The sequence below is a fragment of the Corallococcus exercitus genome (genome assembly GCF_003611585.1).
Lineage (GTDB): Bacteria > Myxococcota > Myxococcia > Myxococcales > Myxococcaceae > Corallococcus > Corallococcus exercitus.
In genome coordinates, this window is the sequence record NZ_RAVW01000363.1 from 1 (window position 1) to 10,164 (window position 10,164).

At 69.2% G+C, this 10,164-nt stretch carries 8 protein-coding genes; 3 read left to right on the forward strand and 5 right to left on the reverse strand.

Annotated elements, in window-relative coordinates; translation table 11 throughout:
* Positions 1-1,275, reverse strand: a 1,275-nt coding sequence (locus D7W79_RS32120; RefSeq protein WP_158617099.1) for an ATP-binding protein, incomplete at its 3' end; no start/stop codon positions are given.
* A 265-nt stretch (positions 1,276-1,540) separates the two neighbouring features.
* Between D7W79_RS32120 and D7W79_RS32125 the strand changes: the two genes are divergently transcribed.
* Positions 1,541-2,617, forward strand: a complete 1,077-nt coding sequence (locus D7W79_RS32125) for a hypothetical protein (protein WP_120529180.1) — start codon at positions 1,541-1,543, stop codon at positions 2,615-2,617.
* A 3-nt stretch (positions 2,618-2,620) separates the two neighbouring features.
* Here D7W79_RS32125 and D7W79_RS32130 read toward each other — a convergent pair whose 3' ends face one another.
* Positions 2,621-4,981 carry a PAS domain-containing hybrid sensor histidine kinase/response regulator family protein gene (locus D7W79_RS32130; protein ID WP_208729891.1) on the reverse strand — a complete coding sequence of 787 codons (2,361 nt, stop codon included), beginning with the start codon at positions 4,979-4,981 and terminating at the stop codon, positions 2,621-2,623.
* 180 nt (positions 4,982-5,161) lie between these two features.
* Positions 5,162-6,613 (reverse strand): metallophosphoesterase, encoded by a 1,452-nt coding sequence (locus tag D7W79_RS32135; RefSeq protein ID WP_120529182.1) that lies wholly within the window; start codon positions 6,611-6,613, stop codon positions 5,162-5,164.
* A 129-nt stretch (positions 6,614-6,742) separates the two neighbouring features.
* On the opposite strand from D7W79_RS32135, the gene D7W79_RS32140 reads away from it, so the two are divergent.
* Both D7W79_RS32140 and D7W79_RS32145 read left to right on the forward strand, forming a co-directional pair.
* Entirely contained in the window at positions 6,743-8,080 is a 1,338-nt protein-coding gene (locus tag D7W79_RS32140; RefSeq protein ID WP_120529183.1) for a restriction endonuclease fold toxin 5 domain-containing protein, read from the forward strand.
* Between the two features lie 15 nt (positions 8,081-8,095).
* Positions 8,096-8,818 carry an immunity 52 family protein gene (locus D7W79_RS32145; protein WP_120529184.1) on the forward strand — a complete coding sequence of 241 codons (723 nt, stop codon included), beginning with the start codon at positions 8,096-8,098 and terminating at the stop codon, positions 8,816-8,818.
* 6 nt (positions 8,819-8,824) lie between these two features.
* On the opposite strand, the gene D7W79_RS32150 is transcribed toward D7W79_RS32145, so the two are convergent.
* Together D7W79_RS32150 and D7W79_RS32155 are read right to left on the reverse strand one after the other, a co-directional pair.
* Positions 8,825-9,220, reverse strand: a complete 396-nt coding sequence (locus D7W79_RS32150; protein WP_120529185.1) for a VOC family protein — start codon at positions 9,218-9,220, stop codon at positions 8,825-8,827.
* Positions 9,221-9,251: 31 nt separating this feature from the next.
* Positions 9,252-10,164 (reverse strand): TIGR02266 family protein (locus D7W79_RS32155; protein WP_120529187.1); only part of this gene is annotated, 913 nt, incomplete at its 5' end.

Sequence of the window (10,164 nt, forward strand, 5' to 3'; positions counted from 1 at the left end):
CCCCCGATCCGCCGGTAGCTCCCCCCGATCGGATGGGAACTCCCCCCAATCCGCCAGTGGCTCTCCAAAATTGGATGGCAGCTCCCCCCGATCCGCGGCCAGGGTCTGTCCCACACTCACCCGCAGCGTGACGACCACGGCGCCGGTGACCTCGGCGAACTCCGGGGCGGAGAGTCCGGCGGTGCGGCACATCTCGGCGACGCGATTCGTGCCCCGGCCCCATTTCTCGATGAGCCCTGCGCGATAGAAGACCTCCGCGATGATGGGATTGCGCTGCACCGAGAGATGCGGACGGGTGAGCGATTCAGGCGTGATGCCCTTGGGGTATCGCCCCGCACTCCAGATCTCCACGCGGTCATCGAAGATGGCGAGCGATACCGCGCCACCCGCGATGCTGTAGTCACGATGGATGAATGCGTTGACCAGCAGCTCGCGCATTGCATCCGGCGGAATGAGCGGACGGTCGACACGCTGCAGGCGACCCGGTTCGATGCGGCCGGCCAACGGGAAATGCCGCTGACAGAACAGCTCCGCTTCCTCGAGCAACCGGAAGGCCGGTCCGCGCACGTTGCGTTGGTCCAGGAACTCGGTCTTGTCGGTGCCTCGGAACCGGGCCATGCGCAGCTCGCACTGCGGATGGTGCGGGAGGAAGGTCTTGCCAAAGAGCACGACCGCCGCGCGAAGGAGCCTGCCCCTGTGGCGGACGCCAAGACGGTCGAGCAGCTCGGGCAGGCCCCGTCCCACCGGTCCCACGAGACGCCCCGCGGAGCGTGCCGCTTCGACGATGCGCAGCACCTCCTCGCGGTCGAGCTCCTGGAGTGGAACCTCGTCGGCCTCCTGGTTCTCCCAACGGCGACGGCTGTGCGCGCGCTCCAGCAACAGCAGCTCATAGCGCTCCTGCGCCATCTTGCGAGTCGTGTTCCCCACCCGTTCGTAGGCGCGGCCGTCGAACGTGTACGGCACGGAGTCACTGATGCCGCCCACGGTGAGCACGAGGACGCTTCGTCCCTCGGCGACCTCCACACTCTGGATGTGGAGGTCGAGCGGGGGCTCGAAGCGCTCCCGCGCGGTCGCGATGTCATGCAAGGTCTGTTCGCTCACCTGCTGGCCGATGAGCTCTCCGCCCGGCTTCACGCCCAGGAGCACCCGGCCTCCCTGGCCATTCGCGAAGGCGCAGAGCGTGTGCATTGCCTCACGCAATTCGCCTGTCGAACGCTTCAGCTCGAGTGTGACGGATTCTCCCCTGGCTGCGAGTCGGGCGAGGTCAGGAATCATGGCAGCCCGGCTCTGCATCATCCGGGCCCGCCATGTTCCATGGCTGTTCCCTCTGAGACGCCGCCTCGCCAACTCGCGCGGTGTACAGACCGGGACCGTGTGTTTACGCGGTGAGACGGTGGGCTGACGTAGAGCGTGGTGCTCGTGCCGGTCAGCCATCCGAAAGCCATACGGCTTTGACAAGAAATTCAAGCAAACCTCCGTTCACAAAGATTCCACGGTGATGTCTGATGACCGCCTTCCCCCAAGGAAAGGCCGGTTCCCCATGCGTTCACCGCTGCGCCGTCTTCCCCCTGTCCTGAGGTTCGCGGCCGTCACCATGGCCCTGACGTGGCTGTCCGCCTGCGGTGAGGGCGTGCTGGATGAAGAGGCGGAGGTGTTCGCGCAGGGCCGGCAGGCGCTGTTGAACGGCGTGGGTTCGTCCGCGGCGCGCGCGGCGCTCACGAAGCGCTGGGCGCCCATCCACTACCAGGACGTGGACGTCACGGGCTCGCACTCGCTCAGCGGCAAGTCGGACTTCCTCACCCGCGTGGACTTCGACGGGGACTGGAGCGGGACGAACAACTGGGACAACACCGGCTCGCGCGCGCTCACCGCGCACGCGTACCAGTCCGTGGTGGAGACCTCCACGCACTGGTACCTGCTCTACACGTTCTTCCATCCGCGCGACTGGTCCGACTCCATCTTCGACACCGAGCACGAGAACGACGGCGAGGGCGTGCTGCTCATCGTGAAGCGCGACGGCAGCGAGTACGGCGCGCTCGTCGGCGCGGTGACGGTGGCCCACAAGGACTTCTTCTCCTACGTGCCGTCCGGCAGCCCGCTGGCGTCGGGCTCGGAGTCCATCGACGGCACGCTGTCCATGGCCTCCTTCGAAGGGCTGCCGCACCCCATCACCGCGCAGGAGGCCAAGGGCCACGGCCTCAAGGCGTGGCCGTACTTCGACATCAACGGGGACGGCGTGAAGTACTACCCGTCGCTCACGCTGGCGGAGCAGCCGTCGTCCGCCACGGACTCGGACGTGCGCTACAAGCTGCTGGACATCTACAGCCCCACGGACGGGCTTTGGACGCGGCGCGACCTGACCACGCTGTTCTCTTCCGACGGCACGTTCCGGGGCGACACCGGCGGCGGCTGCGGGCTGACGGCGGGCAACTGCGGCACCAACTCCGCGAACGCGCCCTGGGGCTGGGACGACCAGAACGACGGCCCCATCCTGCGCGGTGAAATCGCGAAGGACCCCGCGAAGCTGGCCGCGTACTACTTCAGCCCGTCGTCGCAGTTCTCCACGACGTACACGTTCAATCCCTTCCAGAACATCGGCAATCCCGACCAGCCGTGAGCGCTACGCATCCCGCAGCATCCGTCGCACGCGGGACACGAAGAGGTCCATGGCCACGGGCTTGGTGATCATCTCCATGCCCGGCTGGAGGAACCCGGACGCCTGGGCCGCCGCCTGGGCATAGCCGGTCATGAACAACACCTTGAGCGCCGGGCGCCGCTGCCGGGCCAGGTCCGCCAGCTGCCGCCCGGTGAGGCCCCCGGGCAGCCCCAGGTCCGTCACCAGCAGGTCCACCTGAGGCAGGGACTCCAGCAGGCGCAGGCCGGAGGGACCGTCCTCGGCTTCGTGCACCTGGTAGCCCCACTCGCGGAGCACCTCGACGATGAGCGCGCGCACCACCGGCTCATCCTCCACCAGCACCACCACCTCGCCGCCGCGCGCGCGGTGCTCCTCGCCCAGGGCCTGCGAGGGCGGGGACTCGCTGCCGGGCGCGCCCTGGAAGCGCGGCAGGTACAGCGACACCGTGGTGCCCCTGCCGGGCTCGCTCTCGATGCGCGCCGAGCCCTCGGACTGGCGCGCGAAGCCGTAGATCATCGACAGGCCCAGGCCGGTGCCCTGGCCCAGCGGCTTGGTGGTGAAGAAGGGCTCGAACGCGCGCGAGATGACCTCCGGCGGCATCCCCGTGCCCGTGTCGGTGACGCTCACGCGCACGTAGGCGCCGGGCATCAGGTCGCCGCCCGTGGGCACCTCGACCTGGGCGTTCCCGGTCTCGATGCGCAGGCGTCCGCCCGAGGGCATCGCGTCGCGCGCGTTGATGACCAGGTTGAGGACCGCGTTCTCCAGCTGGTTCGGGTCGCACAGCGTGGTCCACGGCGTGGGGATGAGCGCCAGCTCCAGCTGGATGGTCTCCCCCAGCGTGCGGCGCAGCAGGTCCTCCATGGAGACGACGAGCTGGTTGACGTCCGTGGGGCGTGGATCCAACGGCTGCCGCCGGGAGAAGGCGAGCAGCCGGTGCGTGAGCGCCGCGGCCCGGTGCGCGGAGGCCTTCGCGCCGGTGACGAAGCGGCCCAGCTCGTCCGTGCGCCCCTGGCTCACGCGCCGCTGCACCAGGTCCAGCGACCCGATGATGCCCTGGAGCAGGTTGTTGAAGTCGTGCGCGATGCCGCCGGTGAGCTGGCCCACCGCTTCCATCTTCTGGGCCTGGCGCAGGGCCTCCTCGGCCTGGCGCAGGGCCTGGGCCGCCTCGCGCTCCCGGGTGACGTCGCGCGCCACGGCGTGGACGCGGTCCTCGTCCGGCACGGCGGTCCAGGCAAGCAACCGGTAGGAACCGTCCCGGTGCCGGAAGCGGCTCTCGAAGGCCTGCGTGGTGATGCCCGCGGCCAGCCGCCGCATCTCCGCGCTGCTGGGTGCGACGTCGTCCGGGTGGAGGAAGTCCCTCACCGTCCGGCCCACCATCTCCGCCTCGGTCCAGCCGAGGATGCGCGTGGCGGACGGGTTCACCGTGAAGATGGCGCCGTCGAGCCCGCACACCATCATCAGCTCCTGCGACAGCCGCCACAGCCGGTCATGGTCCGCGGTGCGCGCGCTGAGCTGCTGCTCCAATTGGGCGGTGAGCACCTGGAGCGCGGCTTCCGCGCGCTTCTGGTCGGTCACGTCGTAGACGACGCCGGGCAGCCGCCGCACGCCCTCCCGAGGGGCCTCGCCGCGGCGGGCGATCCACCGCTCCTCGCCGGTGTCGTCGCGCCGGACGCGGTACTCGATGTACTCCAGCGCGCTGCGGGACAGGATGTTGTCCACGGTGCGGATGCGGGGCTGGTCGTCCGGGTGCAGCCGCGCGATGAGCTCCGCGAGCGGATACGCGGGGCGCACCGGCATGCCCCAGATGTGACAGAACTCCTCCGACGTGTAGACGGTGCGCGTCTCCTGATCCAACTCGAAGACGCCCACGCCGCCCGCGCGCTGCGCCAGGTGCAGCGTGGCCAGCGCGGCCTCCTTCTCCCGCTCCGCCCGCACGCGCCCCGTCGTCTCCAGCGGCGCGCAGTACACGCCCTGCACGGTGCCCGCGTCGTCCCGCACCGGCACGTACGCGAACGTGAACCAGCGCTCCTCCGGAACGCCCTGGTGCGTGACGGTGAGCGGCAGGTCCTCGAAGGCGACCGTCTCCCCCGCGAGCGAGCGCTCCAGGAGCGGCTTCAGCGCCGGCCAGACGTCCGGCAACACCCGCGCGCAGGGCTCGCCGAGCACCGGGTGCCGCACGCCGATGAAGGGGCGGTACGCGTCGTTGTAGAGGTAGCAGAGCTCCGGGCCCCAGACGACGAACATGGGCGTGCTCGCGTCCAGCATCATGCGGACCAGCGCGCGCAGCGAGTGGGGCCAGGCCTCCGGAGGCGGCAGGGGCGTCGAGGACCAGTCCTGCCGGCGCATCCGTTCCCCCATCTCCCCGCCACCGGCGAGGAACGGAAGGGGAGAACCGGGAGGAGGTGTCGGGCTGTCACTCAAGGCCGGGCCTCAATACCAAGCGACCCCTGGGATTGCCACGGATGACAAAGCCCGCTCCCTCATTGAGGAAGCGGGCTCGCATGGCTCAGCCGTGGCGGAGTGGGTTCAGCGCACCCAGTTCACGTTGCTGTACGCCTTCACGCCGTCCGCGCGCTCGGTGTTCGTGAGCGGCGCGTAGACGCGGGTGTTGATGGTGTTGGCGGCGGTGTCCACCTCCACGAGCCGCGTCGGGTTGGTGGTGCCGTCGTGGAACGTGTTGAGCATCTGGTAGAGGGTGTTGCCGTTCACGCCGGTGTCGGTGCGGTAGGCGGCGTTGCCCACGTGGCCGGAGAAGACGAAGCGCACGTTGGCGTACTGCTTGATGAGGTTGTCGAACACGTACTGGGGGCTGTTGTTGCCGTAGCCGCCGTTGGACTGCTCGATGCCGCCGCTGCCGTTCAGGTGCGAGTGGGTGATGATGATGACGTTGTGCCGGGGGTACTGGGCCAGCACGGTCTTGGCCCAGTTCACGGCGTCCGTGCGGGCCCACAGCTCCAGGTTCAGCACCAGCCAGTTCAGGCCGCCCGCGCTGAACGTGTGGTAGGCGTTGTCGCACTTGCCGGACTCGAACACGCCGCCCAGGGCCTTGAAGCGGGACAGCGGGAAGTAGGTGTTGAAGGTGGTGGTGTTGCGCAGGTTGGCGTTGACGTTGCCGGGGCACGCGCTGCCGCCCTGGCACACGGCCGCCGTGTCGTGGTTGCCCAGGGCGATGGCGTAGGGAATCTGGGCGTTGTCGAGCACCTGGTACGAGTCACTGGCGCGCTGGTAGTAGAGGTGGTCGGGCGTGTCCCAGTCCATCAGGTCGCCGGTGTGCAGGACGAAGCGGATGTCCTGGGCCGTCTTGTTGTCGGCGATCCACTGCATGCGCTGGGTGAGCCGGGTGGGGTAGTAGACGGTCTCGATCTGCGTGTCGGGGATGACGACGAAGGTGAACTTCGTGTCCACGGCGCCAGGCGCGGCGTAGAACTTGATGCCCTCGTTGGTCCAGCCTGCGGCGGTGAGCGCGTCGCGCTCCGCCTGGGTGACGGCGTGGCGGTGTTTCCTCAGGCCCGGGTTGTCGAAGCGGTAGACGGGCACGAGGCACGCGTCCGCCGTCTTGGAGGCATAGAAGCCCACGCCCTCGTCGGTGGTGAAGCCGGAGGCGATGAGGTTCGAGCGCTCGGTGGCGTCGATGGTGACGATGTGTTCACCCCGGCCGGGGCTGTAGAGCCGGTAGACGGGGGACAGGCCGGTGCCGGAGGCGCTCGCGGCCTTGAAGGGCGTGCCCAGGTCGTCGGTATACGCGTAGGTCGTGGCCGCGTTGGCGGCCTCCGTCGCGTTGAGGGTGAGGAGGCTGTCGCCCGAGGACGGACGGACGCGGTGATACACAGGCTTGCTGAGCGCGGCGCAGTCCAGCGCCGCCGTGCTGCTGCCCACGTCCTGCGCGGGCACCCGCTGGGATTCAAGCGTCTCGCCCGGACCGCAGGCGGACAGCACGCCCGTCAGGGCCAAGGACGCGATGAGGGAAAAGCGCTTCAAGGTAACTCTCCCGGTGAAGTCTAGTTGTTCTTGTTAAAAATGGATTGCCGGGAGGCGCATAGCATTGGTGGGGTGGCTGGAGAAGGCACCTGTCGCGGAGTGTCGCGGGTATCACAGGAGCGGGACCGGATGAACGTGCGTGCGGCCGGGGTGTGGGGGTTGCTGGTCGTGCTGATCACGGGCTGCGCCGGTGGGCCCACGGTGCGGCTGCGCACGGAGCGGGGGACGCGGACGTACGCCCCTTCGACGTGGGACCGAAGGGTGCCGGTCAGCGCGCGTGAGTTCGAGGAGGCGCTGACGCGGCTGGTGCTGGAGGTGCCGCTGACGGTGCGGCCGTCGAGGGTCGTGCGCGCGGTCGCGAGGAAGGGCGCGGAGCTGGATCGGGGGCTCGGGTTCATGCTGCGGGACCGGTACGGCCGGTGGTGCCGCGCGCATGAGGCACCGGGGGATTGTCTGTCCCTGCTGGAGGACGGCGCGGGCTTCGGTGAGCTGGACCGGCTGACGCTCGCGGTGGGCATGTCGCTGGATCCGCTGCGCGCGAGCATCGGTGAGGCGCTGGAGGACACGTTGAACCCGTCGTTCTTCGTGTCCGTGGTGTCGGGAGCGATTGCGTCCTGGGTGGTGCTGGCTGCGGCACCGGAGCCCCTGTTCACCAAGGCTGCGGCGGTGATTGCCGCCGTGTTCCTGGCGTACGTGGGCGTGCAGTCATTCCTCACGGTGGTTCGGGCGTGCGGTGCGCTGAAGGCGGCGACCGATAGGGCCACGACGTTCCAGGAGTTGGAGGAGGCGGCGGAGGTCTTCGCGCAGGCCCTGGGGCCGGAGGTGGCGCGCATCTTCGTGCTCGCCGTCACGGTGCTGGTGAGTCACGGCGTGACGGTGGGGCTGTCATCGGCGCTGACGTTGATGCCGGGCTTCCCGGACGCGGTGCGGCTGGGCACGGCGCAGGCGGGCTTCAGCGTGGCGCGCGTGCTGGACGTGAGCGCGGTGGCGGTGGTGGACGGAGTGGTGGAGGTGACGCTTGCGTCCACGGCGGTGACGATGGCGGCGATGGGCCCGCCTCCGAGCAGCTCAGGAGGCCCGGGCAAATGGGTGCAGGTGAATGAGTCGATGTCCCCGCGTGCCCGCGAGTACCAGGCGCAGGTGACGGGAGCACCGGAGGGCTCCGCGTACCGGCTGCAGGATGGGGACACGGTGGTGGACTTCGACGGCTATGACCTGGTGGAGGACCTGCTGCTGGAGGCCAAGGGCCCGGGCTATGCGAAGTTCATCAAGGACGACATGACGGTCAAGGAGTTCTATCAAGGCTTCATCAAGACGATCGTGCAGGCCAGGCGTCAGTTGGACATGGCGAATGGAAGGCACATTCGTTGGATTATCGCGGAGAAGCGATTCGCCGACCTCCTTCGAGCAACATTCGAAGGCGAGAACATCATGATTGAGGTCGTACACATCCAGCCCGTCCGTTGAGGAGGCGTTGAGGCCATGATTGAGACGTACTACGCAGGCTGCTACTGGCTGGCTCGGCCTGAGCCCGTCGAAGCTTGCGCCCAGCGCCTGGAGGAGTTCCTTCGACAGATGGAGCCGCTAGAGCCGACGTGGAACCGCTGGCATGAAGCTGCAGCGACTTTCGAGAAGGCCCGCCAGCGTCAGGTCTCTGTGAACGTCGCCACGCTCACGAAACTCCTGAGCAAGAAGAGCAATCGATTCCGTGACTGGTCGAGTTTTCCCCTCTGGGCAGGCGAGAACGAAGAAGAAACCTCGGGCATCAATGGCAACTGTGGGAGTGCCTCTTCGCGAATGGCCTCCGTCTGTGTCCTCAATGCGCTCAGCACGGGCCAGGTCGCGGAGCGCGTGCTGACCGCTCCGGTTCTTACCGGCGTAGTACGGGCCATGGCCCTTGCATGGGAGCCCGAGGTCGGCATTGCGACCTCCCACGCGTATCGGGAACAGATCAAGGTCGGTCAATTCTCAGAGCCCGGCTCCTTCGTCGGCTGGGTCATGTACTTCGCCGACTTCCGTGGCCCCGTCCCCCCGCTCCCCGCGCCCGTCCAGGTGGAACACCTGGAGAACCGGGGCACGCTCATCACCCTCACGCCGGAGAAGTTCACCGTCTCCAATCCGGCCCACGTCGCCCTGGCCGCGGACGTCCAGGCGCGCCTCCAGGACGCGGGGCTGCTCCGGCCCCTGCGCCCCTGGGGCACCTGAAGCCTTTCACGGCGCGCCGTGGTGGACCGCCTCCACGTTGTTGCCGTCCGGGTCCAACACGAACGCGCCGTAGTAGCCTGCGTGGTAGTGCGGCCGCTTTCCCGGCGCGCCGTTGTCCTTGCCGCCCGCCTTCAGCGCCGCCTGGTGGAAGCCGTCCACCGCCGCCGGCCCACTCGCCGTGAAGGCCACGTGCCGGGGCGACGCGGGCGTCTTCGTCTCGATGATCCACAGCACCGGACGCTGGGGCGGACCGAAGGCCGCCATGCGGCGCGTGGGGAACTCCGCGTCCCAGGTGGCGGTCATCTCCATCACGAGACCCGCGCCCAGCGCGGGCAGGACCGCTTCGTAGAAGGCCTTCGAAGCTGCGAAGTCGGTCGCGTAGAAGCTCAGGTGGTCGATCATGCCCGGGCTTCCTAGCAGAACCCCGCGCCGCTCAGTCCGGGTAGAACATCGGGTCGCGCGTGGCCACGAACGACGAGATGGCGTTCGCCACCTCCGGCGGCAGCGTGGTGAACTGCACGCCCACGCCCGGCATCAGGTCCGGCGTGCGGTCGTTGCCGTCGCGCGCCCAGCGCACCACGCCGTTCACCGTCAGCGGCCGGCCCCCCGGCAGCGTGAAGTCCAGCTCCACCGGCGTGCCGCGCGGCACCGCCTCCACCGTGGCGATGAAGATGCCGCCCTCGCTGATGTCCATGGAGAAGCCGGTGAAGAAGTTGGAGTCGCTGCGCGTGTCGATGGTCGTGTGCATCCGCACCCGGCCCGCCTTGCGCCCGTCGCTCTTCGCCGGGGTGGTAGCCACGGGCGCCCGGGCCGGGGGCCGCTCCTCGCGCGTCGGCGTCTCCCTGGACGTCCTCGCCCCGGACGGCTTCAGCCCCGGGGGCGGGACGACCTTCTGGGTCTCGGCTTCCGCGGCGCGGCGGGCCTTCTCCTCGGCCTCAGCGCGGGCCTTCGCGGCGGCCTCCACGCGCTTCAGGTCGGACTCGGCGGACGACAGCGCCTTCTCCACCCGGGCGGCGTCCTCCTGCTGCACGCGCAGCGCGGACTGGAGGTCCAGCCCGGCCTGCCGGCGCGTGTCCAGCGCGGCCTCGCGCGCGTCCAGGGCCTTCTCGCGCAGGCGCGCGAGCTCCGGGGGCGGTTCGGGGGACTCGGTGTCCTCCAGGCGCATGGCCCACTGGGACAGGCGCGAGTCCCCGGCGTGCTCTGGCCGGGCCAGGGCCTGACGCACGTGGACAAGCCGTTCGGCCAACGCGGCGGCGTCGGCGGTGGCGCGGGCCACCTGTTCAGCGAGCTGTGCTTCCAGCCGGGCCATGTCGGCTTCGGCGCGCGCCAGCTCGGCTTCCCGGGAG